Genomic DNA, 25,361 nt, shown 5'->3' on the forward strand with positions numbered 1-25,361 from the left:
CCCTTTTGCCAAGGAGACCCCTGAATGAATGCCCCTTCCCCGCGGACCGTTTCCCCGCAGGCCTTCGCCGAGCGCCCCGAGGCGGCGCGTGCCTGGCTCGAGCGGCTCGGCGAGATCGCCGTCTCGGCCGTGCACCCCGACACCCTGCTGCCCGACCGGCTGCCCGAGCCCCCGGCCGGCCGCACCCTGGTGGTCGGCGCCGGCAAGGCGGCGGCGGCCATGGCCGTCGCCCTGGAACGCGCCTGGGACGCCCATCAGCCCGAGGCGCCGCTGTCCGGCCTGGTGGTGACCCGCTACGGCCATGGCCCCCAGGCGCCGGACGCACCGCAACAGGAGCCGCCGGGAGAGGGCGACGCCGGGCGTCGCATCGAGATCCTCGAGGCCTCACATCCGATGCCCGATGACCTGAGCGAGAAGGCCGCCCGGCGCATGCTCGAGGCCGTGGACGGCCTCGGCGAGGACGATCTGGTCATCGCCCTGATCTCCGGCGGCGGCTCGGCGCTGATGACCCTGCCGGCGCCCGGCGTGAGCCTGGCCGAGAAGCAGGCCATCAACAAGGCGCTGCTGAGAAGCGGCGCTCCCATCGGCGAGATCAACACCGTGCGCCGCCACCTGTCGGCGATCAAGGGCGGGCGCCTGGCCGCCGCCGCCCATCCGGCCCGGGTGCTGACCTGGCTGATCTCCGACGTGCCCGGCGACGAGGCCTCGCTGATCGCCTCCGGGCCGACGCTGCCCGATGCCTCCACCCCCGACGAGGCGCTGGCGATCCTGGAACGGCGCGGCATCGAGGTCTCCGCCGCGGTGCGCCAACAGCTGGAGGCCAACCACGAGGCGCCGCGGCCGGACGATCCGGGCTTCGCCCGCGACGAGAGCGAGATCCTGGCCCGCGCCCGGGACGCCCTGGCGGCCGGCCGGGCCGCCGCCGAGGCCGACGCGGTCGAGGTGCGCCTGCTCGGCGACGACCTCGAGGGCGAGGCCCGCGAGCTCGGCCGCGAGCACGCCCGCCTGGCCCTCGAGGCCCAGGCCGGGCTCGAGCGGCCGCTGCTGATCCTGTCCGGCGGTGAGACCAGCGTGACGGTGGCCGGCGACGGCCGCGGCGGGCGCAACGTCGAGTACCTGCTGGGGCTGTTCACGGCCCTCCAGGGCGCCCCCGGCATTCACGCCCTGGCCATCGACACCGACGGCATCGACGGCTCCGAGGACAACGCCGGGGCGATTGTCGGGCCCGGCTGCTGGGCGCGCATGAACGAGCGCGGCCTCGACGCCGACGCCTATCTGTCACGCAACGATGCCTACTCGTTCTTCGAGGCGCTGGACGACCTGATCGTGACCGGGCCCACGCGCACCAACGTCAACGACTTTCGTGCCCTCCTGGTACTGCCGAGGAATTCATGACGACCCTGCCGCCCCATGCCCCGATCCACGAGCCGATCCGCCGCACCAAGATCGTCGCCACCCTCGGCCCCGCCAGCGACCGGGAGGGCGTGCTGGAGCAGATGATCGCCGCCGGCGTCGACGTGGTGCGCCTCAACTTCTCCCACGGCGCCGCCGACGACCATCGCCGCCGGCTGAGCGCGGTGCGCGAGATCGCCGCCCGCCAGGGGCGCAGCGTCGCCGCCCTGGGCGACCTGCAGGGGCCCAAGATCCGCATCGCCCGCTTCACCGAGGGCAAGGTCGTGCTCGAGGAAGGCGCGCCCTTCGTCATCGACGTGGCCCTCGACGGCCAGGCCGGCGACGCCAGCCGCGTCGGCTGCGACTATCGCGAGCTGGCCGACGACGTGACCGCCGGCGACCGCCTGCTGCTCGACGACGGCCGGGTGGTGCTCGACGTCTCCCGCGTCGACGGCAGCGCCATCCACACCACCGTGGCGGTGGGCGGCGAGCTGTCCAACAACAAGGGCATCAACAAGCAGGGCGGCGGGCTCTCCGCCCCGGCGCTGACCGACAAGGACAAGGCCGACCTCGAGACCGCCATGGCCATCGGCGTCGACTATCTGGCCGTGTCCTTCCCGCGCAGCGCCGCCGACATGCAGGAGGCCCGCGCGCTGCTGGGCGAGGCCGGCCGGGAGATCGGCCTGGTGGCCAAGCTCGAGCGCGCCGAGGCGGTGGCCGACGACGAAACCCTCGACGGCATCATCGAGGCCAGCGAGGCGGTGATGGTGGCCCGCGGCGATCTCGGCGTGGAGATCGGCGACGAGGCGCTGATCGGCACCCAGAAGCGCATCATCAAGCACGCCCGCAGCCACAACCGCGCGGTGATCACCGCCACCCAGATGATGGAGTCGATGATCGACTCGCCCTTGCCGACCCGCGCCGAGGTGTTCGACGTGGCCAACGCGGTGCTCGACGCCACCGACGCGGTGATGCTCTCCGCCGAGACCGCCGCCGGCGACTTCCCGGTCGAGACCGTGGAGGCCATGGCCCGGGTCTGCCTGGGCGCCGAGCGCGAGCGCATCGCCCAGTCCTCCGGCCACCGCATCCACGAGGGCTTCTCGAAGATCGACGAGACCATCGCGCTGTCGGCGATGTACGCCGCCAACCACCTGTCGGGCGTGGCCGCCATCGCCTGCATGACCGCCACCGGCTACACCCCGCTGATCGCCTCGCGCATCCGTTCCGGGCTGCCGATCGTCGGGCTGGCGCACAATCCGGTCGCCCAGCGGCGCATGGCGCTGTATCGCGGGGTGATCTCGCTGCCCTTCGACACCAGCGAGATGACGGCCGCCGAGCTCAACGACCGTGCCATGGCGCTGCTGGTAGGGCAGGGCGTGGCCGAGCCGGGCGATCACGTCATCCTCACCCGCGGCGATCACATGAACGCCCACGGTGGCACCAATACCCTCAAGATCCTCGACGTCAACGAGCGGCATCGCGACGACTGACTCAAGGATTCTGTCATTGTCCCGGTGACAGGCCTGCGAGGGGACGCTGTAAACCCATCCCTGGGCGCTACCGATGCCCTGCGGCGCTCCCGCCTCCTGCTCCGCTTGCAGGACCGGTGCTGGTCATCCACGACCAGCCCGTTCGTAGGTGGACTCCTCACCCATGGCATAGGATTCCCTCTACGGCCTGTCCCCGGCACTCGCTCGTTTGTCCTGGTACTCGCCGGTTTGCCCCGACCGTTGCCGACGGTCGGGGCATTTTCTGTATACAATGCCGGTATGCGATACAGTCAGCCATCCGCCCACATGCGACAGTCCGCGCGGACGATCAGGAGACCCACGTCATGAGCCAAGCCTGGCACGAGGAGTTGCAGGCCGACGTCAGGAGCGGTGCCCGCGTCGGCGACCGCGATATCGCCGACAAGGTGCGCCGAGCGGTGCTGATGCAGCGGCTGCCGCCGGGCACCAAGCTGCCCGAGGTGACGCTGGGCGAGGTGTTCGGCGTCAGCCGCTCGGTGGTGCGCAAGGCGCTGACCCGGCTGGCCTCGGAGCACGTCGTCGACCAGCGTCCCAACCAGGTGGCGCGGGTGCGGGCGCCGAGCATCGAGGAGACCCGCGAGACCTTCGCCGCCCGCCGCCTGGTGGAGGGCGAGGTGGTCGCCCTGCTGGCCGGCCGGCTGTCCGCCGAGACGCTGGACGCGCTCAGGCTCCAGGCGAACGAGGAGACCGAGGCCCATCGCCGCGGCGACGAGCCGGCGCGCATCGAGCACTCGCTGAACCTGCATCACCTGCTGGCCGAGCACTCGCCCAACCGGGTGCTGGGCGGCATGCTCACCGACCTGGTGCTGCGCACCTCCATCGTGGTGGCGCTCTACAAGCGCTCGGGGCTCTCGTCCTGCTATCAGGAGGCCCAACACGAGCGGCTGGTCGAGCTGCTGGCCGCGGGCGAGGCGGACGCCGCCCGCGGCGCGATCCACGATCACCTGCTCGGGCTGGAGGCGCTGCTGGACCTGAGCCCGCGGGAGTCGCGCATCGATCTGAAGTCGATCCTGGGGCAATCGCCCGCGACCTGAGACGGTCGAGATACCCCTCCGGCATTCCAAACGACACCGCCGCGCCTCTCGACCAAGAGGCGCGGCGGTGTCGTTTGGCGTCGAAGACGCCGGTGGCGGGGCGGGTGGCGTCAGGCGCGGGAGGCCGCCTCGGCGCCGGCCTGGGCGCGACGCTCGCGGAAGGCGATCAGGAACAGCACCAGCACCGCCAGGGCGAAGGCCGCCGGGAACAGCCAGATGCCCTGCCAGTCGTGGCCGCCGTCGGCCAGCGTGTAGTGGTCGGTGACCTGGCCGGCGATCCAGAAGCCGATCAGCATGCCGACGCCGTAGGTGGCCAGGGTGATCATGCCCTGGGCGGCGCTCTTGAACCGCTCGCCGGCCTTGGAATCGGTGTAGATCTGCCCGGTGACGAAGAAGAAGTCGTAGCAGATGCCGTGCAGCGCGATGCCCAGCAGCAGCAGGTAGAGCTCTCCCTCGGCGTCGCCGAAGGCGAACATCGCGTAGCGCAGCGCCCAGGCCAGCATGCCGATCAGCAGCGTCTTCTTGATGCCGAAGCGGCCGATGAACAGCGGCAGCAGCAGCATGAACAGCACCTCGGAGGCCTGTCCCAGGGTCATCTTGCCGGTGGGATTGGCCACACCGACCTCAGCCAGGAAGGGGTTGGCGTTCTGATAGTAGAAGGCCAGCGGAATGCAGATCAGCACCGAGGCGGCGAAGAAGATCGCATAGTTGCGGTCCTTCAGCAGCGACAGGGCGTCGAGTCCCAGCACCTCGCGCAGGCCGGTCCTGCCCTGGCCTTTGGCCTTGGGCGGGGTGGCGGGCAGGGTGAAGCTGTACACGCCCAGCGCGAGAGAGGCGATCGCGCCCATCAGGAAGGTGTTGCGCAGCAGGCCCTCGCCGATACCGGCGGCGGAGTCCCAGGCGAACACGTAGCTGATGCCGAGGCCGGCGACGATCCAGCCGAGGGTGCCCCACACGCGGATGCGGGCGAACTCGATGGCCGGGTCGCTCAGCTGGCGGAACGAGACCGAGTTCACCAGCGCCAGGGTCGGCATGTAGAGGATCATGTAGGCCAGCACCAGCGGATAGAAGGCCGCGAAGTCCTCGGCCAGATAGAGCCCGACCATCAGCGCCGCGCCCAGCAGGTGCAGCACCCCGAGCAGGCGCTCGGCGTGGAAGTAGCGGTCGGCGATCAGGCCGATGATGAAGGGCGCGATGATCGCCCCCCAGGACTGGGTGGCGAAGGCCATCCCGATCTGGCCGCCGCTGGCCTCCAGGTTGCTGGCCAGGAAGGTGCCCAGGGTGACGAACCAGCCGCCCCAGATGAAGAACTGCAGGAACATCATCAGGCTCAGGCGCGAGCGTAGCAGTGACATGGCGTTTTCCTTCTCGTGAGGCTTGTTGTTGTGAGGCGCGTTCTCGTGAGGCCCGTTCTTGTGAGGCCTGTGGCGTGCTCCTGTCGGGGCGGCGCTAGCGCGCCAGCCCCAGGATGCGGCGATTGCGGGCCAGGCTGGTGTCCTGGCCGGCGAAGTCGTCGAAGGCGCGGCCGGCGCGGGTGATCAGGTGTTCGGCGATGAAGGGCGCGCCCTCGGCGGCGCCCTGGGCGGCGTCCTTCAGGCAGCACTCCCATTCGAGCACCGCCCAGCCGTCGAAGCCGTACCGGGTCAGGCGGCTGAAGATGCCCTTGAAGTCGACCTGGCCGTCGCCCAGCGAGCGGAAGCGCCCGGGACGGTCGACCCAGCCCTGGTAGCCGCCGTAGACGCCGCTGCGCGCGTCGGGGGTGAACTCGGCGTCCTTGACGTGGAACATGCCGATGCGCTCGTGGTAGCGATCGATGAAGCCCAGATAGTCGAGCCGCTGCAGCAGCAGGTGGCTCGGGTCGTAGAGGATCCTGGCCCGCGGATGATGATCCACCGCCTCGAGGAAGCGCTCGAAGGAGGCGCCGTCGTGCAGGTCCTCGCCGGGATGGATCTCGTAGCACAGGTCGACCCCGGCCTCCTCGAAGGCGTCGAGGATCGGCCGCCAGCGCCGGCCGAGCTCGGCGAAGCCTTCCTCGACCAGTCCGGCGGGGCGCTGCGGCCAGGGATAGAAGAAGGGCCACAGCAGGGCGCCGGAGAAGGTGGCGTGGGCCTCTAGCCCGAGCCGCCGGCTGGCTTGCGCCGCCAGCTTGAGCTGGGCGATGGCCCACTCGGTGCGGGCCTCGGGATCGCCGTGCAGCTCGGCCGGGGCGAAGCCGTCGAACAGCTCGTCGAAGGCCGGGTGGACCGCCACCAGCTGGCCCTGCAGGTGGGTGGAGAGCTCGCTGATCTCGACCCCGGCCGCGGCGCAGCGGGCCTTGAGGTCGTCGCAGTAGGCCTGGCTATCGGCGGCGCGCTCGAGGTCGATGAAGCGCGGATCGTGGGTCGGCAGCTGGATGCCGCGATAGCCCTGCTCGGCGGCCCAGCGGGCGATGGCGTCGAGGCCGTCGAAGGGCGCCTCGTCGCCGATGAACTGGGCCAGGAAGATCGCCGGGCCGCGAATGCCGGAAGAGGTGTCGCTCATGGAAGGCTCCGTTCAGTTGATGGAGGGCAGGTCGGTCCAGCGGCTGCCGCCGGCCTGGCTCTGGGTGACCGCCTCGATGAAGGCCATGCCGCGCAGCCCCGAGGCCATGCCGGGCACGCAGGCGATGTCGCCGCGGTCGCCGCGCCGGATCGCCGCGGCGGCGTCGCCGTAGAGGTTGGCCAGCGCCTCGAGATAGCCCTCGGGGTGGCCGCCGGGCAGGCGTAGCCGCGACAGGGCCGCGTCGACCAGCTCGGGCTGGTCGATGCCGGCGCGCAGCACGCGCATCGGCGCGCCGCGCGAGCGGTGGACCAGGCTGTTGGGCTCCATCTGGCGCCATTCCAGGGCGCCGTCCTCGCCGTAGAGGCGCAGCTTCAGCGCGTTCTCCTCGCCGGTGCTGACCTGGCTGGCCATCAGGGTGCCGGAGGCCCCCTCGGCGGTGCGCAGCAGCACGTCGCCGTCGTCGTCCAGCCGCCGGCCGTCAACGTGGCTGCCGAGCGAGGCGCACAGCGATGCGACGCGCTGCCCGGAGACGAACTCGGCCAGGCCGAAGGCGTGAGTGCCGATGTCGGCCATGCAGCCGCTGGGGCCGGCCAGGGCCGGGTCGGTGCGCCATCCGGCCTGCTTGTTGCCCTGGGCCTCGAGGGTCTCGCCGAGCCAACCCTGGGGATACTCGACGTGGATCTTGCGCAGCCGGCCGAGCGCGCCGGCGTCGACCATGGCGCGGGCCTGCCACACCATCGGGTAGCCCAGATAGGTGTGGGCCAGGCCGTACAGGCCGCCGTGCTCGCGCCAGGTGGTCTCGAGGCCGCGGGCCTCGTCCAGCGACAGGGCGGCGGGCTTCTCGCAGAAGACGTGGAAGCCGGCGGCGAGGGCGGCCTCTGCGATCGGCACGTGCAGGTGATTGGGGGTGACGATCACCAGCAGCTGCATGCGCTGCTCGGCGGGCAGGGCGCGCTCGCCGTCCAGCAGGCGCTGCCAGTCCGCGTACAGGCGCGATGCCGCCACGCCGCAGGCGGCGCCGGTGCGGGCGTTGTTGTCGGCTTCGCGGCTGAAGGCGCCGCAGACCAGCTCGAAGTGGCCGTCGAGGTTGGCGGCCAGGCGATGGACCTGGCCGATGAAGGCGCCTTCGCCGCCGCCGACCATGCCCAGGCGGACTCTCGGGGTGGGGGACATCGATCGCTCCCGGATCGTGGGTGAATAACGGTGATGTAACCGGTTACATGCTGTGTTTCGCAACCTAGGGGACGCGGCGTGGGTGTCGCAATGCGACCAAAGGCTATGCGGCCAATGTCTAGTGCATGCCGGACGCCGCGCGCAAACGCCGCCATGCCGGGTCCCGGCACTCGTGCATCGGGTCCTGGAGGCGGCCGGAGAACCGGTCGGTACGTTGCGGAAGCGAGAACGATGACATATACCATGTAACCGGTTACATGGCCGTCGGAAGCGGCCATGGCTCGCCGCTGAGCCCACTCGACACGGAGGCACGCCCACCATGAACAACAACACCGCACGCCCGCTCGCCGCCTTTCGCCGCCGCACGCTGCTGGCCTGTCTGGGGGCCGCCCTGGCGCTGCCGGGGCTGGCTCACGCCCAGTCTCCGGCCCCGGCGGCCTCGCCGGTGGCCGCCCAGATGTACACCCTGCGCGATTTCGGTTCGCTGGAGGAGCAGTTCGCGGCCGTCGAGCGCGCCGGCATCGCCTCGGTGGAGCTGGTCGGCGACCAGGGCATCGAGGCCGAGGAGATGAACGCGCTGCTGGCCGAGCACGAGCTGTCGGTCAGTTCCAGCCACGTGCCCCTCGACGACCTGCGCCACGATCTCGACGACGTGGTCGACTTCCACCGCGCGGTCGGCAACGACACCCTGGTGATCCCCTACCTGGCCGAGGAGGCGCGCCCCGACAGCGCCGAGGGCTGGCGGGTGCTCGGCGAGGAGATCGGCGGCCTGGCCAGCCGACTCGCCGAGGACGACATGCGCCTGGCCTATCACAACCATGACTTCGAGATGCGGACCTTCGACGACCGCACGGCGCTGGAGATCCTGATGCAGGCCGCCGGGCCCGAAGTGCTGGCGGAGATCGACCTGGCCTGGGTGGCCCGCGGCGGCCTGGACCCCGCCGACTACCTGGCGAACTTCGAGGGCCGACTGTTCGCCGTGCACGCCAAGGACAATGCCCCGGCCGGCACCGCGGAGGATGAGCGCGGTTTCGCCATTCCGGGGCAGGGCGTCCTCGACTGGGGCGAGATCCTGCCCGCCGCCCGCGAGGCCGGCGTTGAGGTCTACATCCTCGAGCACGATCAGCCGCGGGATGCCCAGGCGGTGATGACCGAGGGGCATCGCTTCCTCGACGAGGCGCTCGCCGCCCTGCACCGCGAGTGAGTGTCGCCGGTATTCCGCCGGTGTGAGACGGACGACGCGAGAGGGGCATCGCCATGATGAGGCATTCCATCGACAGGCGCGGCTTGCTGCGCCAGACCCTGACCGGTGCCGCGGGGCTCAGCCTGCTCGGCGGCCTCGGCGGGCCGGCCTTCGCCGCCGAGGCGGGCGCGTCCCGCCGGCTCGAGGGCAATATTCGCCACGCCGTGGCGCACTGGACCTTCGATTTCCTGCCCCTGGAGTCGCTCTGCCGAGTGGCCGGGCGGCTGGGCATGTCGGCCATCGATCTGGTGGGGCCGGAGGAGTGGCCGGTGCTGAAGCGCCACGGCCTGGACTGCTCCATGTGCAATGGGGCGGAACTGAGCCTCGAGGAGGGCTGGGGCGACGACCGCTACCACGCGGCGCTGGTCGAGCGCTATCTCCAGCATATCGATCGGGTCAGCGCGGCCGGCTATACCAACCTGATCTGTTTCAGTGGCAATGCCCGGGGCATGTCGCCTGAGCAGGGGCTGGACAACGCCGAGGCCGGCCTGAAGCGCATCCTCGAGCGAGCCGAGCAAAAGGGCGTCGTGCTGCAGATGGAGCTGTTCAACAGCAAGGTCGATCACCCCGACTACCTCTGCGACAACTCCGCCTGGGGCATCGAGCTGTGTCGGCGCCTCGACTCCCCCAGTTTCAAGCTGCTCTATGACATCTATCACATGCAGATCAGCGAGGGAGATGTCATCAGGACGATTCGTGAGAATCACCAATATTTCGGCCACTACCACACCGCCGGGGTGCCCGGAAGGCATGAGATCGATGACAGCCAGGAGCTGAACTATCCGGCCATCTGCCGCGCGATACGCGATACCGGGTTCCAGGGCTATGTGGCCCAGGAGTTCCTGCCGGATCGAGAGAATGATCAAGCCAAGATCGAGTCACTCGAAGCGGCGGTCCGTCTCTGTGACGTGTGACGCACTTCAACAATAAAGGACGCTATTCATGGCAAACCATCACTACGATGCCATCGTGGTGGGTTCGGGCATCAGCGGTGGCTGGGCCGCCAAGGAACTCACCGAGAAGGGACTCAAGGTGCTGCTGCTGGAGCGCGGCCGCAACATCGAGCACATCAAGGACTACCACAACGCCCACAAGGAGGCCTGGGACTATCCCCACCGGGGCGAGCCGACCCGGCAGATGAAGGCGGACTATCCCGTCCTCAGCCGGGACTATACCTTGAACGAGCAGACCCTCGGCATGTGGGCCGACGAGCAGGCCAACCCCTATGTCGAGGAGAAGCGCTTCGACTGGTTTCGCGGCTATCACGTCGGCGGGCGCTCGCTGCTGTGGGGGCGCCACAGCTATCGCTGGTCGCCGATGGACTTCGAGGCCAATCAGCGCGAGGGCGTGGCCGTCGACTGGCCGATCCGCTACGACGACCTGGCCCCCTGGTACGATTACGTGGAGCGTTTTGCCGGGATTTCCGGCAACCGTGACGGCCTGGACGAGCTGCCGGACGGGCAGTTCATGCCGCCGGTCCCCCTCAACCAGGTGGAGAAGGACGTCGCCGCGCGCATCCAGCGCGCCTTCGGCGGTTCTCGCCACCTGATCAACAGCCGAGTGGCCAACATTACCCGGGCCAAGCCGGAGCAGAACCGGGGCAGTTGCCAGTATCGCAACAAGTGCTGGCTGGGCTGCCCGTTCGGTGCCTATTTCAGTACCCAGTCGGCGACGCTGCCCGCGGCGATGGCCACCGGCAACCTGACCCTGAGGCCCTTCTCCATCGCCACCCAGGTGCTTTATGACCGCGATCGCCGGCGCGCCCGGGGCGTCGAGGTGCTGGACGCCGAGAACGGCCAGACCTATGAATACACCGCCGATGTCGTCTTCCTCAACGCCTCCACCTTCAACTCCACCTGGGTGCTGATGAACTCGGCCACCGACGTCTGGCCGGATGGCCTCGGCAGCAGCAGCGGCGAGCTCGGTCACAACGTCATGGACCACCATTTCCGTGCCGGGGCCGGCGGCGAGATCGAGGGCTATCGAGACACCTACTACTACGGGCGACGTCCCGCGGGCTTCTACATTCCCCGCTTTCGCAACCTCGGGACGGAGGCGCGGGACTACCTGCGCGGCTTCGGCTACCAGGGCTCGGCCAGCCGCGAGCGCTGGGATCGCGCGGTGGCCGAGGTCAGCCATGGCACCGACCTCAAGCAGGCGCTGAGCCAGCCGGGGGGCTGGACCATCGGCATGACCGGCTTCGGCGAGATGCTCCCTCGCCACGACAATCGCATCGCCCTGGATCACGGGGTCACCGATGCCTGGGGGCTGCCGGTGCTGTCCATGAACGTGGAGCTCGGCGACAACGAGCGGGCGATGCGCCGGGACATGGTCCAGGACGCCATCGACCTCCTCGAGGCCGGCGGCGCGACCAACGTCAAGGGCGAGGAGGGCGACTACGGCCCGGGCATGGGCATCCACGAGATGGGCACCGCCCGCATGGGCCGCGATCCCGCCACCTCGGTGCTCAACGCCCACAACCAGGTCTGGGACGCCCCCAATGTCTACGTCACCGACGGCGCCTGCATGACCTCGTCGTCCTGCGTCAATCCATCGCTGACCTACATGGCGCTGACCGCCCGGGCGGTCGACCACGCCGTGGCCGAGCTGAAGAGGGGGAACCTGGGATGAATCGTCGCGAACTGCTCAAGATGATCGCCGTCGTCACCGGCACCGCGCTGGTCGGCGGCCAGGCCCTGACGGCCTTCGCCGTTGGCGGGGGCGAGGAGGCACTGACGGACGCGGACGTGCGTCTGCTCGACGAGGTGGCCGAGACCCTGCTGCCGCGCACCGAGACTCCGGGCGCCAAGGACGCCGAGGTCGGTGACTTCATGCGGGTGTTCGTGCGCGACTGCTACACCGCCGAACAGCAGGCGCGTTTCCGCGACGGCATCGCCCGGATCGAGGCGCACAGCCGCGCGGCCCATGGCGACGGCTTCCTGGCCCTGGACGCGCCGCGCCGCGGCGAGGTCGTGGCCGCCCTCGACCGCGAGGCTCGGGCGCGAATGGACGGCGAGGCCCGGGAATGGTCCCCCGCCGAGGGCGGGCCCCACGGCTTCACCCTGATCAAGCAGCTGACCCTGTTCGGCTTCTTCACCTCGAAGGCCGGCGGCACCGAGGTGCTGCGCTATGTGGCCATCCCCGGCCGCTACGACGGCGATCTGGCCTACCGGTCCGGCGAGCCGGCCTGGGCAACCACCTGAGCGCCTCCGGGCGCATCCGGGCGCGGGCGTCACCGCCCGCGCGGCTCACGACATGCGAGAGGAGACATCTTATGCACAAGGGAATTTCTGCGGGCGCGCTGATCACCGGGCTGGCCGCCCTGGCGTCGACCGCTATCCAGGCCGACGCGCCCAGCGACGCCGAGCGGGCGGCCAGGACGGAGGTCTGGGAGCCGGCGCCGCCGGTGGTGGCGGCACCGGCCGACGGCGTGCCGTCGGACGCCGTGGTGCTGTTCGACGGCACGGACCTGTCCGCCTGGGAAGGCGAGGAGGGCGGGACGGCCGGGTGGCGAGTCGAGGACGGCACCATGACGGTGGTGCCCGGCGCCGGCGGCATCCGTACCCGGGAATCGTTCTGCGACGCCCAGCTGCACCTGGAGTGGCGCGCCCCGGCCGACATCGGCGGTTTCGACGGCCAGGATCGCGGCAACAGCGGCGTCTTCCTGCAGCAGCGCTACGAGGTCCAGGTGCTGGATTCCCACGACAACCCCACCTACGCCAACGGCCAGGCGGCCTCGATCTACAAGCAGCACATGCCGCTGGTCAACGCCTCCCGGGACCCGGGTGAGTGGCAGGCCTACGACATCCTCTACACCGCGCCACGCTTCGACGAGGACGGCGAGCTGGACGCGCCGGCCCACGTCACGGTGCTGCACAACGGCGTGCTGGTGCAGCATCACGCCACGATCCAGGGCACCACCGAGTGGATCGGCGAGCCCTCCTACGACGAGGCTCACGGCTGCGCGCCGCTCGCCCTGCAGGATCACGACGCGGCAGTGAGCTTTCGCAACGTTTGGATCAGAAGGCTCTAAGGATATCGCCGGCCGCATGCGATAAGCTGGGGCGTCCGCCGCGGCCGGTTCGTCGGGCGAGCCGGGGCGGCGGATCGTGTCGCATCGAGAAGAGGACGCATGTCCAATATACGCAAGGTCGCCGAACTGGCGGGCGTCTCCGTGGCCACGGTGTCGCGGACCCTCAAGTCGCCGGATATCGTGTCGCCTGCCACCCGCGACAAGGTGCGCCGAGCCATCGAGGCCTCGGGCTACCGCCCCAACCAGATGGCCGTGCAGTTCCGCTCCCGGCGCAGCCACAACCTGGCGGTGCTGGTGCCGACCATCGCCAACACCTTCTTCGCCCGGGTGATCGCCGGGGTCCAGCAGGCGGCCCGTGAGCAGGGCTACGGCGTGCTGTTGTGCAACACCCTGGGGCAGGAGGAGGACGAGATCCAGTACGCCGGCATGGTGGCCGCCCGCCAGGCCGATGGCGTCATCCAGCTGCGCGCCTTCAATCCCTTTCCGGACGATGCCGTCGAGCCGGGTCGGCCGCTGCCCATGGTCAACGCCTGTGAGGTGCTCGACGATGCCCCTTGCCCGACGCTGCGCATCGACAATCGGGCGGCGGCGCGCACCCTCACCGAGCACCTGATCGCGCTGGGCCACCGGCGCATCGCCATGATCCAGGGGCCGCGGCGCAGCCCGCTGACTCGCGATCGCGTGGCGGGCTATCGCGATGCGCTGGTGGCCGCGGGCATCGAGCCCGACGAGACCCTGCTGTGTCCCGGCGACTTCACCCCGGCCTCCGGGCATGCGGCGGCGGGCAGCCTGCTGGCCGTCGGGGTGCCGCCGACCGCGATCTTCTGCGAGAGTGACGAGATGGCCATCGGCGCCATCAGCCGCCTGCGGCAGGCGGGGCTGTCCGTGCCCGCCGATGTCTCGGTGGCCGGCTTCGACGATATCGCCTTCGCCTCCTACAGCGACCCGGCGCTGACCACCATCGCCCAGCCCGCCGAGGCCTGCGGACGTCGCGCCGTGGAGATGCTGATCGCTATCCTGGAGGGGCGCGGCGAGGTCGCGCCCAGGGTCGTGCTGCCCCACGAGCTGGTGATTCGCGACAGCACCGCGCCGCCCCGCGACGGCATCCGGGACCGCGCATAGCGCCATCGGCTACCCTGTTCGGCAACCGCGCCGCAGCCCCATGAGAGGAGTGTCATGAATCCGACCCGTCGCCGCCTGCTTCAAGCCCTGTCCTGTCTTCCCCTGGCCGCCTCCTGGCCCGGCCTCGCCAGAGCCCAGGAGGCGCGCCTGCCGCGGGTGCCGCTGACGGTGCACGGCGAGGCGGGCCCCCGTCGGCTGACCGTCGAGGTGGCGCGGAGTGCAGGCGAACGCGCCCGGGGGCTGATGGGGCGCGAGCGCCTGCCCCTGGACGCCGGCATGCTGTTCCTCTACGACCGTACCCAGCCCTCGCATAATGGCTTCTGGATGTACCGCACCCTGATCCCGCTGGACATCGCCTTCATCGACGAGGCCGGGCGCATCGTCGATATCCGCCGCATGGCGCCCTGCGCCTCGTCGTCGGCCAGGGACTGCCCGGTGACGCGCCCGGATGCGCCCTATCGAGCGGCGCTGGAGGTCAATGCCGGCGTCTTCGAGGCGCACGGCATCGCGGTCGGCGACTGCGTCAGCTGGCCCGGCGACGGCGGCGAATGCGCCATCGCCGCCGATATGAGCGGCTGATCGTCATCGCTCAGGTCGAGCCGTCGTGCCGTGCACGGCCACCGAAGCGAATCACGATCAGCGCGACGCCGGCCACCACCAGGCCACCGCCACCGAGCTTGAAGGGGTCGACACTGTCGTCCAACAGCACGATGCCGAGGATCACGGCCAGCACCGGCACGAGCAGCGTCAGTGGTACCACTCGATTGACGTCATGGCGCCGTATCAGGCCGAACCACATGCCGTAGGCCAGGATGGATGACATCACCGCCGTGTAGAACACGGCCCCCCAGCCCTTGAGCCCGGCCTCCAGCATGAATTGCCAGTGGTGGTCCTCGAACCACCAGGAGGCCAAGGCCAGCTGTGGGGTGGCGAACAGCGCAATCCAGCCAGCCATGGCCATGGGGGAGACCTTGGGGCCGAGCTTGATCAACAGCTGTGACACGGCCCAGCCCAGGGCGCTGGTGAGCAGCAGGGTCGTGGGCAGCGGGGCGGGCAGGGATGGCCCGCCGGCCAGCACCAATACCCCGGCAAACGACAGCAGCAGGCCGGCCAGCCGCCGCGGGCCCAGCTTCTCCTTGAGAAAGATCACCGCCAGCAGGGTGGCGAAGGGCGTGCCCATCTGTACCAGCAGCGCCCCGGTGCCGGCCTCAGCCTGTTCCAGGCCGATGATCAACAGGGCGAAGTTCATCACGCCGAACGTCACCGACAGCAGCGCCAGGAACGGCAGCTGGTGACGCGATATCGGATGAAAGGGCACCAGCAGGATGGCCACTAACGCCAGGCGCAGTGTGGTCAGCAGCAGTGGCGGAAGCTCGGTCACGCCGAGCTTGATGACGATGATGTTGAGCGCCCAGATAACGATGACGCTCAGTCCCAGAACCAGGTCCTTGAGGGGCACGGCTCTTCCTTGATCGGTCGTGGAATGAAGCCACAGCCTAACAGGAATCGCCGTGCCGGGGCCGCACGGCACGGCATCGGCAGGTCCCGCGCATCATGGCCCGAGGCAGCGACGGGTCGCTGTCTTCGGGGCCGAACGTGTTCTCCCGGTACCGATGCTCCAGCCCCACGCCCGGGGGCTCGGTGGCAGGCCCCGCCACGTGGGGGCCTTTCGTGGTGGCCGTCGTGCGTCGACCAACGTCGACCCTTGTCGTGGCGGGGGCTTGCAGGCATATTCTTTTGTTGCGAAATACCGACAACGCCGATAACCGCTGCCAAAGCGGACACAAGGACACGCTATGCCCACCTCCCGCTCCCTCGGGCGTCTCGCCGCCACCCTGGCCGGCGCCGCCCTGCTGACCTCGACCCTGACCGCCCAGGCCCGCGAGCTCTCCGTCTCCACCGTGCTGTCCGACGCCTTCCCCTGGGGGCAGGCCGCCGAGAAATGGGCGGAACTGGTGGAGGAACGCTCCGACGGCGAGCTGACCCTGCGCGTCTATCCCAACGCCCAGCTGGTCAGCGGCGACCAGACCCGCGAATTCTCCGCCATGCGCTCCGGGCTGATCGACCTGGCGGTCGGTTCGACCATCAACTGGTCGCCCCAGGTGCCGGCGCTCAACCTGTTCTCGCTGCCGTTCCTGCTGCCCGACGAGGACGCCGTGGACGCGGTGACCGGCGGCGAGGCCGGCGAGATGATCTTCTCCGCCATCGAGGACAAGGGCGTGGTGCCGCTGGGCTGGGGCGAGAACGGCTTCCGCCAGCTCTCCAATTCCCGCGGCGACATCGACGCGCCGGCCGACCTCGAGGGCCTGAAGATTCGCGTCGTGGGCTCGCCGCTGTTCCAGGACACCTTCTCCGCGCTGGGCGCCAACCCGACCCAGATGAGCTGGGCCGACGCCAAGCCGGCGCTGACCACCGGTGCCGTGGACGGCCAGGAGAACCCGCTGTCGGTGTTCGACGTGGCGCGCATCGATCAGGTCGGCCAGGCCCACCTGACGCTGTGGAACTACATGAACGACCCGCTGGTGTTCGCCGCCAACCGCCAGGTGTGGGGCTCGCTGACCGAGCAGCAGCAGCAGATGCTGCGCGAGACCGCGGTCGAGGCCGGCGCCTGGGAGATCGCCAAGAGCCGCGGCGAGCAGGCCGACCGGCTGGCGGCGATCCGCGAGCGCGGCGTGAGCGTCACCGAACTCGACGACGGCCAGTACCGGGCCTTCGTCGAGGCGACCGAGAGCGTCCATGACAAGTGGGTGCCGCGCATCGGCGAGGAGATCGTCGAGGCCGCCCGCCGCGACATCGACGCGCCCTGACGCTCGCCTCCCCCCATGAGACGTCGCCCGGCCTCGGCCGGGCGACGTCGTCGTTCCTCACCCTTCAAGATCCCCCGTCATGAAACGTCCCGACGCAAGACTCGAGCGCGTGCTCGCGACCCTGGCCATCCTGATCATCGGCCTGATCAGCCTGGCCAACGTGGTGGTGCGCTACATCACCGACGCCTCCTTCGCCTTCACCGAGGAGTTCTCGGTGTTCCTGCTGGTGCTGCTGACCTTCGCCGGCGCCTCGGTGGCGCTGCGCCGCCATCGCCATATCCGCATCGCGCTGCTGGAGCGGGCCCTGCCGCCGGGGCCGCGGCGCGCGCTGATCCTGTTCCAGGGCCTGTGCGGCCTCACCGTGCTGGGGCTGGTGGCCTGGTACGGCGGCAAGCTGGCGTGGCAGGAATACCAGTGGGAGACCCTGTCGCCGGGCCTGGGGCTGCCCCAGTGGTGGTACCTGGCGTGGCTGCCGCTGCTGGCCGGCCTGATGCTGTGGCGCCAGTGCCAGCAGACCCTCGACCGCCTGCGCGGAGGGCTCGACGATGAGTCCTGACCTGTGGATGCTGCTGGCCTTCGCCGGCCTGCTGATCGCCGGCGTGCCGGTGGCCTTCTCGCTGGGGCTGTCCGGGGCGGTGGGCATCGTCGCCGGGCTGTCGCCGGCGATGCTGGCGACGCTCGGCACCAACACCTACAACAGCGTCGCCAAGTACCCGCTGATCGCCATTCCGCTGTTCATCCTCACCGGGCTGATCTTCGAACGCGCCGGGGTGGCGGCGCGCCTGGTGCGCTTCGCCCAGGCGCTGATCGGCCCGCGCCACGGCGGCCTGGCGCTGGTGGCGGTGCTGGTGTGCATGATCATGGGCGGCATGAGCGGCTCCGGCCCCGCCGACGCGGCCGCGGTGGCCATGGTGATGCTGCCCAGCATGACCAAGGCGGGTTATCCCCGGCCCTTCTCGGCGACGCTGATCGCGGCCTCGGCCTCCACGGCGATCCTGATTCCGCCCTCGGTGGCGCTGATCCTGTATTCCATCGTGGTGCCGGGCGTGGACCTGCGCGCGCTGTTCGCCGCCGGCCTGTTCCCGGGCATGCTGGCCGGGGCCGCGCTGCTGGTGCCGGCCTGGTGGCTGTCGAAACGCAACGGCTGGGAGGCGCCCGGCGAGACGGAGCGTCCGCCGATCGGCGAGAGCTTCCGTCAGGCGATCCCGGCGCTGTTCGCCCCGGTGCTGATCCTCGGCGGGCTGCGCTCGGGGCTGTTCACGCCCACCGAGGCGGCGGTGGTGGCGGTGGCCTATGGCGTGGTGGTGGGCCTGTGGCTGACCCGCGAGCTCGGCTGGCGCGACCTCTGGGCGCTGCTCGGCGAGGCCGCGGTGATCTCCGGGGTGGTGATGCTGATCATCGCCCTGGCCGGCATCTTCGCCTGGGCCGGCACCATGCTGGGCACCTTCCGCCACCTGGCGGAGTGGGTGATCGGGCTGTCGGACAACGGCACGCTGCTGCTGGTGCTGATCATGCTGGCGGTACTGCTGGCCGGCATGCTGCTGGATGCGATCTCGATCTACCTGATCATGATGCCGATCCTGGTGCCGGTGATGCAGCACTTCGGCTGGAACCCGGTGTGGTTCGGCATCCTGCTGGCGATGAACATCGCCATCGGCCAGTTCACGCCGCCGGTGGCGGTCAACCTGATGGTCACCACCGAGGTGGCGCGGGTGCGCCTGGAGCAGACCGTGGGCTGGGCGCTGGTGTTCGTGGCGGCCATGGCCAGCGCGCTGGCGCTGGTGGTGATCTTCCCGCAGCTCGCTCTGTGGCTGCCAGAGCTTTTGGGCTACAACGTCTAGGCTCGCCGCGGCTCAGGCCTCGGTCAGGGCCTCCAGGGTGTGCTGATGCAGCTCGGCGCCGGCGGCGTCGAACAGCACGAAGCGCACCCGCCTGATCGCCGGGCAGTGGGGCAGGGTGGTCAGCACGGTGGACAGGGCGATGCGCGCCGCCTCGGCGGCCGGATAGCCGAAGGCGCCGGTGGACAGCGCCGGGAAGGCGAGGCGTTCGATGCCATGCCGCTGTGCCAGTGCCAGCGCGTTGCGGTAGCAGTCGGCGAGCAGCGTGTCGGAGGGCTCGTCGACGCCGTAGACCGGCCCCAGGCAGTGGATGACGTGGCGATTGGGCAGGCCGTAGGCGTCGGTGATCACCGCCTCGCCGGGATGAATCGGCGCCAGGGGCGCGCAGGCCACGGCGAGCTCGGGGCCGGCGGCACGGTGCAGGGCGCCGGCCACGCCGCCGCCGGTGCGCAGCCGGGCGTTGGCGGCGTTGACCACCGCCTCGACGTCGTGCTGCCGGGCGATGTCGCCCTGGCAACATTCGATGCGGGGTGCGCTGGCGTGCTGTGGGTGTCCTCGTGGACGCTCATGGTCCTGTCAGTCTGGTGGCCGCGCCGGCGATCTGACAAGCCGGGCGCTCGGCGCGGCTGCCGCCGCGTTGACCAGGACGGCGGGTGACGAGCGTTGACGGCAACTACACTGGGGGGGAAGCAATAAACTCCATCGGACAGACGTTTTTTCGCTAAAGTAGGTATTGTCGAATAGATCGAACTGGCTCAGGATGCGCCGTCGATCGAATGGCTTTGCCAAATGTTTTGTCAACAACGTCAACGAGGTGCGTCAATGAAACGCCATGCTTTCTCCACCGCCGCCTTCTCCGGTGCGCTGCTGGGTGCTGCCATGTTCGCGTCGCCGGCCATGGCGCAGGACGAAGAGCAGTTCATCACCATCGGCACCGGCGGCCAGACCGGCGTGTACTATGTGGTCGGCCAGTCCGTCTGCCGCCTGGTCAATCGTATCGACGACGCCAACATCAAGTGCAACGCGCCTTCCACCGGCGGGTCGGTGGCCAACGTCAACGGCATCAAGTCCGGCGAGCTGGACATGGGCGTGGTGCAGTCCGATGTCCAGTACCAGGCCTACAACGGCACCGGCAACTTCGAGGACGAGGCCTACGACAAGCTGCGGGCCGTGTTCCGCGTTCACGGCGAGCCGCTGACCATCCTGGCCCGCGCCGACGCCGGCATCGAGACCCTCGACGATCTGGAAGGCAAGCGCGTCAACATCGGCAACCCGGGCTCCGGCCAGCGCAACACCATGGAAGTGGTGATGGACGCCAAGGGCTGGACCCAGGATTCCTTCTCGCTGGCCTCCCAGCTCGACGCCGCCGAGATGGCCTCCGCCCTGGCCGACAACAACATCGACGCCATGGCTTACGTGGTCGGCCACCCCAACGGCGCGATCCAGGAAGCCACCACCACCGTCGATTCGCGCCTGGTGGCGCTCAACGACGAGGACGTCCAGGGCATCGTCGATGAGTACCCCTACTACTCCATGTCGGTGATCCCGGGCGGGCTCTACAAGGGTAACCCGGACGACGTCGAGACCTTCGGCGTGGCGGCCACCTTCGTGACCGATTCCGACACCAGCGAGGAGGTGGTCTACCAGACCGTCAAGGCGATCTTCGACAACTTCGATCGCTTCAAGCAGCTGCACCCGGCCTTCGCCAACCTGGACCCGCAGGAAATGGTCACCCAGGGGCTCTCGGCACCGCTGCACGAGGGGGCCGCGCGCTACTACCGCGAACAGGGCTGGATCGAGTGATCGTCAGCCGCTGAACCTGCATCATTCGCCATGGCATGCGCGGCCCTCGCCGAGGGCCGCGCATTGCGTTTGTGATTCCGAAAGAAGAGTGAAAGAGAGCGTCGTGCACTCCATGCGTCATCCACATCAACCAGGGCACGCTTATGACTGACGACAAGACAAGGGCGCCGGGCGCCGAGGTCGATCTGGAGGACATGGTCGCCTCCAGCGACTCGGGGGCGCGCAAGCCGGCCGGAACGCCGGGCAAGCTGCTGGTCAGCATTGCCGCGGTCTGGTCGCTGTTCCAGCTGTGGATCGCCTCGCCGATTCCCTTCGTGCTGGGCTTCGGGGTCTTCAACGCCACCGAGGCGCGCTCCATCCACCTGGCCTTCGCACTGTTTCTGGCCTACATGGCCTATCCCGCCCTCAAGCGCTCGCCGCGGGACCGCATTCCGCTGCTGGACTGGGGGCTGGCCTTCGCCGCGGCCTTCTGCGGCGCCTACATGTTCATGTTCTACGAGCAGCTGTCCCAGCGCCCCGGCGCGCCGATCACCCAGGACGTGATCGTCGGCGTGATCGGCATCGTGCTGCTGCTCGAGGCGACGCGCCGCGCCCTGGGGCCGCCGCTGATGATCGTGGCCCTGGTGTTTCTCGTCTACAGCCTGGCCGGCCCCTGGATGCCGGGCATCCTCGCCCACGGCGGGGTCAGCCTCAACGGGCTGGTCAATCACCAGTGGCTGACCACCCAGGGGGTGTTCGGCATCGCGCTGGGCGTGTCGACCAGCTTCGTGTTCCTGTTCGTGTTGTTCGGTGCCCTGCTCGACAAGGCCGGGGCCGGCAACTACTTCATCAAGGTCGCCTTCTCGCTGCTCGGCCACTATCGCGGCGGGCCGGCCAAGGCCGCCGTGGTGGCGTCCGGCATGACCGGCCTGATCTCCGGCTCCTCGATCGCCAACGTGGTGACCACCGGCACCTTCACCGTGCCGATGATGAAGCGCGTCGGCTTCCCCGCCGAGAAGGCCGGGGCGGTGGAGGTGGCGTCCTCGGTCAACGGCCAGATCATGCCGCCGGTGATGGGCGCCGCGGCCTTCCTGATGGTCGAGTACGTCGGCATCTCCTACGTGGACGTGATCAAGCACGCCTTCCTGCCGGCGCTGATCTCCTATATCGCGCTGGTCTACATCGTCCACCTGGAGGCCCTCAAGGCCAACATGCAGGGCCTTCAGAGCAGCAATCCGCCGAAGCCGCTGGTGCGCAAGGCGGTGGGCTTCCTGGCCGGTCTGCTGCTGATGATGATCACCGCACTGGTGGTCTACTACGGCCTGGGCTGGCTCAAGCCGGTGCTCGGCGATGCCACCCCCTGGGTGGTGGCCGTGGCCCTGGCGGCGGTCTACGTGAGCCTGCTCAAGGTGGCCTCGCGCTATCCGGAACTGGAGCTCGACGACCCCGACGAGCCGGTCTACAAGCTGCCCCAGACCCGGCCCACGGTGATGGTCGGCCTGCAGTACATCCTGCCGGTGATCGTGCTGATCTGGTGCCTGATGGTGGAACGCCTGTCACCGGGGCTGTCGGCCTTCTGGGCCACGGTGTTCATGGTCTTCATCATGATCACCCAGCGCCCGATCACGGCCATGTTCCGCCACCGCAGCAATCTGGCGGCGGACCTCCGCGAGGGCTTCCATGACCTCTGGGAAGGCCTGGTCGGCGGCGCCCGCAACATGATCGGCATCGGCATCGCCACCGCCACGGCGGGCATCATCGTCGGCGCGGTGTCCCAGACCGGCGTGGGCCTGGTGCTGGCCGACGTGGTGGAGATCCTCTCCATGGGCAATCTGCTGCTGATCCTGCTGCTCACCGCGGTGCTCAGCCTGATCCTCGGCATGGGCCTGCCCACCACCGCCAACTACATCGTGGTGTCGGCGCTGCTGGCGCCGGTGATCGTGCAGCTCGGCGAGCAGAACGGCCTGCTGGTGCCGCTGATCGCGGTGCACCTGTTCGTGTTCTACTTCGGCATCATGGCCGACGTGACGCCGCCGGTGGGGCTGGCCTCGTTCGCCGCGGCCGCGGTGTCCGGGGGCGACCCGATCCGCACCGGTTTCCAGGCGTTCTACTACAGCCTGCGTACCGCGGCGCTGCCGTTCCTGTTCATCTTCAACACCGACCTGCTGCTGATCGATGTCTCGCTGCTTCAGGGCATCCTGATCTTCGTGGTGGCGACGGTGGCGATGCTGATCTTCGCCGCGGCGACCCAGGGCTTCATGATCGCCCGCAATCGCTGGTACGAGTCGCTGCTGCTGCTGCTGGTGGCCTTCACGCTGTTCCGCCCGGGCTTCTGGATGGACATGATCCATGATCCCTACCAGGACGTGCCGCCGGCGCAGTTCGTCGAGGCGCTGGGCAACGCGGACCCCGATTCCTCGCTGCGGATCCAGATCAGCGGCCTGGACGCCTACGGCGATCCGATGACCACCTACATGACCCTGCCGGTGCCGGACGGCGAGACCGGCGAGGATCGGCTGTCGAACCTGGGGCTGATGCTCAACGTCGAGGACGATCGTGCCGTGGTCGACATGGTGACCTACGGCAGCGAGGCGGCGAAGCTCGGCTTCGACTTCGACCAGGAGATCATCCAGGTGCAGGCGCCGGTGGATCGCTGGACCAAGGAGTGGATGTGGATTCCCGCCTTCCTGGTGCTGGCCCTGGTGGTGATGCTGCAGCGACGGCGCCGCGATCACGGCGGCAAGCCGGTCTCTGCCTGATGGAGGTGACCCATGTATAGCAAGATCCTGTTGCCGGTGGACCTCAACGAGGAGTCCTCCTGGACCAAGGCGCTGCCGACGGCGCTGGCGCTGTGCAAGAGTTTCGGTGCCTCGCTGCACGTGGTGACGGTGTTGCCGGACTATCGCATGCCGCTGGTGGGGGCCTATTTCCCCGAGAACTTCGCCGCCAAGGCCCATGAGGAGGTGACCAAGGCCCAGCACGAGTTCATCCAGCAGCACGTGCCGGATGACGTCCAGGTGCAGAGCGTGATCGTCGACGGCTCGCCCTGGGAGGCGATCATCAAGGCGGCCAGGAAGCTCGAGGTCGACCTGATCGTGATGGCGTCCCACAACAAGCGCAAGTTCGCCGATTACGTGCTGGGCCCCAACGCCGAGCATGTGGTGCACCACAGCAAGATGTCGGTGATGATCGTGCGCTGACGCCCGCGCCCGGCGCCCGCGACGCCCACGTCCCCGCCCGGGGGGCGTGGGCGTCGTCGTTTCACCGCTCGGGTTTTGCCACCCGGCGGCATGATCCGAATCACGGCGGGGGCGCGGGGGAACGGCTAGAGTAACCAGTGACGGGGCGTGATGCCGGGCCTGGAATCGCTGGCGACCGCCCGTCCTGCCCGGCGAGTCCGGGACTTCAGCGTCGGCAAACGGGGGTGTCACCATGTGTGCAGCAGCCACGAAGAGCGGCGGTAAGGAGGGTTCTCGGGTGCGAATCCGCATTCGGTCGGTCGGCATGGACAAGCCGCGAATCTGGCTGGCCGAAGGCGTCGCGGACTTTCGACGCGCCACGGCGGTCAGCCTGGCCTACGGGCTGTTCTGGGTGGGGCTGAGCATCGCCATCACCGCCGGGGCCTTCGTGCTGGGGCTATGGCACTGGCTGCTGCCGCTGATCGCCGGCTTCATGTTCCTTGGCCCGCTGGTGGCGGTGGGCTCCTACGGCATCAGCCGGTCGCTGGAGGCCGGGCGCGAGCCGACCCTCGGCGACGCCTTCGGGGCCTGGACCGGCCATGTCGGATCGCTGGCGATGATGGGCGTGATGATGATGATCTTCTTCCTCGCCTGGATTCGTCTCGCCACCCTGCTGTTCGCGCTGTTCTTCGGCCTCGGCGCGCCCGACCCGGCGACCCTCTATGCGACGCTGCTGACCACCCCGGAGGGGCTCGGCATGCTGGCCGTGGGCACGGCGGTCGGGGCGCTGCTGGCCTTCGGCGCCTTCGCCATCAGCGTGGTGGCGATTCCGACCCTGATGGATCAGGACCTGACCTTCATGGAGGGCATCGAGGCCAGCATCCGTGCGGTGGCCTCCAACCTGCGCCCGATGATGCTGTGGGCCGCCATCATCACCGGCTGCGTGATGGTCGGCGTGGCCACCTTCTACATCGGCCTGGCGCTGATCCTGCCGGTGCTCGGCCATGCCAGCTGGCATGCCTACGAGGACCTGGTACGGATCGAGCTCGTGGAGGGGGACGAGGCGGCCTGACGCCGCCCGTGCCCGGGGCAGTGCGTGCCGGGGCGGGGTGGGTGCCGGCGCCTGACGGCGTGGCGGGATTCGCGTAATCTTGGCGCCGAGACCGTAAAACCGGAGCCCCGACATGCGCCTTCGACGCCTGCTGCCATTGATCCTGGCCCTATCCTGGAGCCTGGTGGCGACCGCCGCCGAATCCCTGCCCGAGCCCGAGGGGTGCGTGATGCTGACCGTCAGCGGTGACATCTCGCGCACCAACGGCGACGGCGAGGCGCGCTTCGACCGGGCCATGCTCGAGGCGCTGCCGTCGCGCACCATCGAGACCCATACTCCCTGGCACGAGGACTCGGCCCGCTACGCGGGGCCGCTCGGCGAGGCGCTTCTCGAGGCGGTGGGGGCCCGGGGCGACGAGGCCCGGGTGATGGCGCTCAACGGCTTCGAGGCCGAGGTGCCGGTCAGCGACTTCAGCCGCTACGGCGTCATCCTGGCGATGACGCGTGACGGCGAACCCATGCCGATCCGCCGCCTGGGCCCGCTGTTCGTGCTCTATCCCTTCGATGAACGCCCCGAACTGCGCAACGAGGAAATCCGCTTTCGCTCGGTCTGGCAGGTGGCGCGCATCGAGATCCACTGACCGACGAGGAGCCGCCCG

At 69.4% G+C, this 25,361-nt stretch carries 23 protein-coding genes; 18 read left to right on the plus strand and 5 right to left on the minus strand.

Translation table 11 applies throughout. The features are described from left to right. Positions 1-24 precede the first annotated feature (24 nt). The 3 genes from FIU88_RS03155 (at position 25) to FIU88_RS03165 (ending at position 3,955) form a co-directional block, all read left to right on the plus strand. Positions 25-1,395, plus strand: a complete 1,371-nt coding sequence (locus FIU88_RS03155) for a glycerate kinase (RefSeq protein ID WP_152478162.1) — start codon at positions 25-27, stop codon at positions 1,393-1,395. Continuing rightward, positions 1,392-2,882 carry a pyruvate kinase gene (pyk, locus tag FIU88_RS03160; RefSeq protein WP_152478163.1) on the plus strand — a complete coding sequence of 497 codons (1,491 nt, stop codon included), beginning with the start codon at positions 1,392-1,394 and terminating at the stop codon, positions 2,880-2,882. The genes FIU88_RS03155 and pyk overlap by 4 nt, the downstream gene beginning before the upstream one ends. Positions 2,883-3,226: 344 nt before the next feature. Continuing rightward, a complete protein-coding gene (locus FIU88_RS03165) occupies positions 3,227-3,955 on the plus strand; it encodes a GntR family transcriptional regulator (protein WP_016855662.1) in 729 nt (242 codons plus the stop codon). Positions 3,956-4,065: 110 nt separating this feature from the next. Here the strand turns inward: FIU88_RS03165 and FIU88_RS03170 are convergent, their stop codons facing one another. The 3 genes from FIU88_RS03170 to FIU88_RS03180 all read right to left on the minus strand — a co-directional run bounded on the left by FIU88_RS03170 (position 4,066) and on the right by FIU88_RS03180 (position 7,648). Further along, positions 4,066-5,310, minus strand: a complete 1,245-nt coding sequence (locus tag FIU88_RS03170; RefSeq protein ID WP_016855663.1) for a nucleoside permease — start codon at positions 5,308-5,310, stop codon at positions 4,066-4,068. A gap of 94 nt (positions 5,311-5,404) precedes the next feature. Continuing rightward, complete coding sequence (locus FIU88_RS03175) at positions 5,405-6,475, minus strand: sugar phosphate isomerase/epimerase (protein WP_152478164.1); 1,071 nt, start codon at positions 6,473-6,475, stop codon at positions 5,405-5,407. 12 nt (positions 6,476-6,487) lie between these two features. After that, positions 6,488-7,648, minus strand: coding sequence for a Gfo/Idh/MocA family protein (locus FIU88_RS03180; RefSeq protein ID WP_253742697.1), 1,161 nt, complete (start codon positions 7,646-7,648; stop codon positions 6,488-6,490). A gap of 319 nt (positions 7,649-7,967) precedes the next feature. On the opposite strand from FIU88_RS03180, the gene FIU88_RS03185 reads away from it, so the two are divergent. From FIU88_RS03185 to FIU88_RS03215, 7 genes are all read left to right on the plus strand, one after another. Then, the gene (locus tag FIU88_RS03185; RefSeq protein ID WP_152478165.1) at positions 7,968-8,852 is read left to right on the plus strand and encodes a sugar phosphate isomerase/epimerase; all 885 of its coding nucleotides are present in this window, start codon (positions 7,968-7,970) and stop codon (positions 8,850-8,852) included. Between the two features lie 53 nt (positions 8,853-8,905). Continuing rightward, on the plus strand, positions 8,906-9,805 hold the full coding sequence (locus FIU88_RS03190; RefSeq protein ID WP_152478166.1) for a hydroxypyruvate isomerase family protein: 900 nt from the start codon (positions 8,906-8,908) through the stop codon (positions 9,803-9,805). A gap of 28 nt (positions 9,806-9,833) precedes the next feature. After that, entirely contained in the window at positions 9,834-11,522 is a 1,689-nt protein-coding gene (locus FIU88_RS03195) for a GMC family oxidoreductase (RefSeq protein ID WP_152478167.1), read from the plus strand. Beyond that, the gene (locus FIU88_RS03200) at positions 11,519-12,094 is read left to right on the plus strand and encodes a gluconate 2-dehydrogenase subunit 3 family protein (protein ID WP_016855669.1); all 576 of its coding nucleotides are present in this window, start codon (positions 11,519-11,521) and stop codon (positions 12,092-12,094) included. Before FIU88_RS03195 ends, FIU88_RS03200 begins: the two co-directional genes overlap by 4 nt. Positions 12,095-12,165: 71 nt before the next feature. Further along, positions 12,166-12,924, plus strand: a complete 759-nt coding sequence (locus FIU88_RS03205) for a DUF1080 domain-containing protein (protein ID WP_016855670.1) — start codon at positions 12,166-12,168, stop codon at positions 12,922-12,924. A gap of 99 nt (positions 12,925-13,023) precedes the next feature. Continuing rightward, the gene (locus FIU88_RS03210) at positions 13,024-14,046 is read left to right on the plus strand and encodes a LacI family DNA-binding transcriptional regulator (protein WP_016855671.1); all 1,023 of its coding nucleotides are present in this window, start codon (positions 13,024-13,026) and stop codon (positions 14,044-14,046) included. Positions 14,047-14,100: 54 nt separating this feature from the next. Further along, positions 14,101-14,625: a DUF192 domain-containing protein gene (locus FIU88_RS03215; RefSeq protein ID WP_152478168.1), complete on the plus strand. Its 525-nt coding sequence runs from the start codon at positions 14,101-14,103 to the stop codon at positions 14,623-14,625. 10 nt (positions 14,626-14,635) lie between these two features. Here FIU88_RS03215 and FIU88_RS03220 read toward each other — a convergent pair whose 3' ends face one another. Further along, on the minus strand, positions 14,636-15,505 hold the full coding sequence (locus FIU88_RS03220; RefSeq protein ID WP_152478169.1) for a DMT family transporter: 870 nt from the start codon (positions 15,503-15,505) through the stop codon (positions 14,636-14,638). A gap of 337 nt (positions 15,506-15,842) precedes the next feature. Between FIU88_RS03220 and FIU88_RS03225 the strand changes: the two genes are divergently transcribed. The 3 genes from FIU88_RS03225 to FIU88_RS03235 all read left to right on the plus strand — a co-directional run bounded on the left by FIU88_RS03225 (position 15,843) and on the right by FIU88_RS03235 (position 18,694). Further along, positions 15,843-16,853: a DctP family TRAP transporter solute-binding subunit gene (locus tag FIU88_RS03225; protein WP_152478170.1), complete on the plus strand. Its 1,011-nt coding sequence runs from the start codon at positions 15,843-15,845 to the stop codon at positions 16,851-16,853. A gap of 79 nt (positions 16,854-16,932) precedes the next feature. Next, complete coding sequence (locus tag FIU88_RS03230) at positions 16,933-17,409, plus strand: TRAP transporter small permease (RefSeq protein WP_016855675.1); 477 nt, start codon at positions 16,933-16,935, stop codon at positions 17,407-17,409. Further along, entirely contained in the window at positions 17,399-18,694 is a 1,296-nt protein-coding gene (locus FIU88_RS03235) for a TRAP transporter large permease (protein WP_035594922.1), read from the plus strand. The genes FIU88_RS03230 and FIU88_RS03235 overlap by 11 nt, the downstream gene beginning before the upstream one ends. 12 nt (positions 18,695-18,706) lie before the next feature. Here FIU88_RS03235 and FIU88_RS03240 read toward each other — a convergent pair whose 3' ends face one another. Next, the gene (locus FIU88_RS03240) at positions 18,707-19,168 is read right to left on the minus strand and encodes a macro domain-containing protein (RefSeq protein WP_253742698.1); all 462 of its coding nucleotides are present in this window, start codon (positions 19,166-19,168) and stop codon (positions 18,707-18,709) included. Between the two features lie 345 nt (positions 19,169-19,513). Between FIU88_RS03240 and FIU88_RS03245 the strand changes: the two genes are divergently transcribed. The 5 genes from FIU88_RS03245 to FIU88_RS03265 all read left to right on the plus strand — a co-directional run bounded on the left by FIU88_RS03245 (position 19,514) and on the right by FIU88_RS03265 (position 25,343). Continuing rightward, positions 19,514-20,494 (plus strand): TAXI family TRAP transporter solute-binding subunit, encoded by a 981-nt coding sequence (locus FIU88_RS03245; protein WP_152478172.1) that lies wholly within the window; start codon positions 19,514-19,516, stop codon positions 20,492-20,494. Between the two features lie 143 nt (positions 20,495-20,637). Beyond that, positions 20,638-23,232, plus strand: coding sequence for a TRAP transporter permease (locus FIU88_RS03250; RefSeq protein ID WP_152478173.1), 2,595 nt, complete (start codon positions 20,638-20,640; stop codon positions 23,230-23,232). A gap of 12 nt (positions 23,233-23,244) precedes the next feature. Then, positions 23,245-23,673: a universal stress protein gene (locus FIU88_RS03255; RefSeq protein ID WP_016855680.1), complete on the plus strand. Its 429-nt coding sequence runs from the start codon at positions 23,245-23,247 to the stop codon at positions 23,671-23,673. A 232-nt stretch (positions 23,674-23,905) separates the two neighbouring features. Beyond that, complete coding sequence (locus FIU88_RS03260; protein WP_152478174.1) at positions 23,906-24,724, plus strand: DUF2189 domain-containing protein; 819 nt, start codon at positions 23,906-23,908, stop codon at positions 24,722-24,724. Positions 24,725-24,836: 112 nt separating this feature from the next. Beyond that, on the plus strand, positions 24,837-25,343 hold the full coding sequence (locus FIU88_RS03265; RefSeq protein WP_152478175.1) for an oxidoreductase: 507 nt from the start codon (positions 24,837-24,839) through the stop codon (positions 25,341-25,343). The last annotated feature ends 18 nt before the right edge of the window (positions 25,344-25,361 follow it).

The organism is Halomonas sp. THAF12 (genome assembly GCF_009363675.1).
GTDB lineage: Bacteria > Pseudomonadota > Gammaproteobacteria > Pseudomonadales > Halomonadaceae > Halomonas > Halomonas smyrnensis.

What these genes read in the sequence shown, in the direction of transcription:
- FIU88_RS03190 (WP_152478166.1), top strand. Translation starts at nt 8,906, where the DNA reads ATGATGAGGCATTCCATCGACAGGCGCGGCTTGCTGCGCCAGACCCTG.
- FIU88_RS03205 (WP_016855670.1), top strand. Translation starts at nt 12,166, where the DNA reads ATGCACAAGGGAATTTCTGCGGGCGCGCTGATCACCGGGCTGGCCGCC.
- FIU88_RS03260 (WP_152478174.1), top strand. Translation starts at nt 23,906, where the DNA reads ATGTGTGCAGCAGCCACGAAGAGCGGCGGTAAGGAGGGTTCTCGGGTG.
- FIU88_RS03250 (WP_152478173.1), top strand. Translation starts at nt 20,638, where the DNA reads ATGACTGACGACAAGACAAGGGCGCCGGGCGCCGAGGTCGATCTGGAG.
- FIU88_RS03265 (WP_152478175.1), top strand. Translation starts at nt 24,837, where the DNA reads ATGCGCCTTCGACGCCTGCTGCCATTGATCCTGGCCCTATCCTGGAGC.
- FIU88_RS03180 (WP_253742697.1), bottom strand. Translation starts at nt 7,648, where the DNA reads ATGTCCCCCACCCCGAGAGTCCGCCTGGGCATGGTCGGCGGCGGCGAA.
- FIU88_RS03225 (WP_152478170.1), top strand. Translation starts at nt 15,843, where the DNA reads ATGCCCACCTCCCGCTCCCTCGGGCGTCTCGCCGCCACCCTGGCCGGC.
- FIU88_RS03235 (WP_035594922.1), top strand. Translation starts at nt 17,399, where the DNA reads ATGAGTCCTGACCTGTGGATGCTGCTGGCCTTCGCCGGCCTGCTGATC.
- pyk (WP_152478163.1), top strand. Translation starts at nt 1,392, where the DNA reads ATGACGACCCTGCCGCCCCATGCCCCGATCCACGAGCCGATCCGCCGC.
- FIU88_RS03155 (WP_152478162.1), top strand. Translation starts at nt 25, where the DNA reads ATGAATGCCCCTTCCCCGCGGACCGTTTCCCCGCAGGCCTTCGCCGAG.
- FIU88_RS03165 (WP_016855662.1), top strand. Translation starts at nt 3,227, where the DNA reads ATGAGCCAAGCCTGGCACGAGGAGTTGCAGGCCGACGTCAGGAGCGGT.
- FIU88_RS03185 (WP_152478165.1), top strand. Translation starts at nt 7,968, where the DNA reads ATGAACAACAACACCGCACGCCCGCTCGCCGCCTTTCGCCGCCGCACG.
- FIU88_RS03230 (WP_016855675.1), top strand. Translation starts at nt 16,933, where the DNA reads ATGAAACGTCCCGACGCAAGACTCGAGCGCGTGCTCGCGACCCTGGCC.
- FIU88_RS03215 (WP_152478168.1), top strand. Translation starts at nt 14,101, where the DNA reads ATGAATCCGACCCGTCGCCGCCTGCTTCAAGCCCTGTCCTGTCTTCCC.
- FIU88_RS03200 (WP_016855669.1), top strand. Translation starts at nt 11,519, where the DNA reads ATGAATCGTCGCGAACTGCTCAAGATGATCGCCGTCGTCACCGGCACC.
- FIU88_RS03195 (WP_152478167.1), top strand. Translation starts at nt 9,834, where the DNA reads ATGGCAAACCATCACTACGATGCCATCGTGGTGGGTTCGGGCATCAGC.
- FIU88_RS03170 (WP_016855663.1), bottom strand. Translation starts at nt 5,310, where the DNA reads ATGTCACTGCTACGCTCGCGCCTGAGCCTGATGATGTTCCTGCAGTTC.
- FIU88_RS03210 (WP_016855671.1), top strand. Translation starts at nt 13,024, where the DNA reads ATGTCCAATATACGCAAGGTCGCCGAACTGGCGGGCGTCTCCGTGGCC.
- FIU88_RS03245 (WP_152478172.1), top strand. Translation starts at nt 19,514, where the DNA reads ATGAAACGCCATGCTTTCTCCACCGCCGCCTTCTCCGGTGCGCTGCTG.
- FIU88_RS03255 (WP_016855680.1), top strand. Translation starts at nt 23,245, where the DNA reads ATGTATAGCAAGATCCTGTTGCCGGTGGACCTCAACGAGGAGTCCTCC.
- FIU88_RS03175 (WP_152478164.1), bottom strand. Translation starts at nt 6,475, where the DNA reads ATGAGCGACACCTCTTCCGGCATTCGCGGCCCGGCGATCTTCCTGGCC.